The organism is Oceanicella sp. SM1341 (assembly GCF_003448965.1).
Classification (GTDB): domain Bacteria; phylum Pseudomonadota; class Alphaproteobacteria; order Rhodobacterales; family Rhodobacteraceae; genus Paroceanicella.
This window is the reverse complement of the sequence record NZ_QRGC01000114.1, coordinates 1-508: the sequence shown is the minus strand read 5'-3', so window position 1 is coordinate 508 and position 508 is coordinate 1. Positions and strand designations below refer to the sequence as shown.

Annotated in this window: 1 pseudogene; it reads left to right on the top strand. The window is 71.9% G+C overall.

The annotated features are described in order from the left end of the window. A pseudogene (locus D3P35_RS26000) lies at positions 1–348 on the top strand (hypothetical protein); the annotation flags it as partial. Between the last annotated feature and the right edge of the window lie 160 nt (positions 349–508).

The window sequence follows — 508 nt, the reverse complement described above, 5'->3', positions numbered from 1 at the left end:
CGCCTGCGCCGCAACCGCTACGGCAATGTCTCGCCCGGCGTGGCGCAGCAGATCCTCTCGGCGGTGCAGGCGCAGGGAGATGCTGCGAACAACACCACGGCGGCGTCGAAGAAGCGGGCGGGAGCCCGCCGGGCCGGCTACTTCGTGCCCTCGGAGGAAAGCCGTCTCTCGGCCGGCGTGTTCGAGCGCCGGGGCAAGCGCATCCGCAAGGTGCTGGCCTTCTCCGATCACATGCCAGGCTACGCGCCGCGCTTCCCGATGGAGGACCGCGCACGCGAGGTGGCCGCGGCCGCCGCGCCCGAGGCCTTCGAGCGGGCGCTGGCCCGCACCCTGAAGCGCAGCCGCTGAGCCGGGCGCGCCCTCGGGTCCTTCCCGCAGATCCCGGCCTCGGGGGTTATTCGCGCCCCGGTGCTTCGAGGTGTCCCGGGCCCGCCCGGGGTTGATGATGAGGTTGTTGTTGTTGTTGCAGAGCCCCGCCCATGACTGAGCCCTTCGATCTCGACGAGGC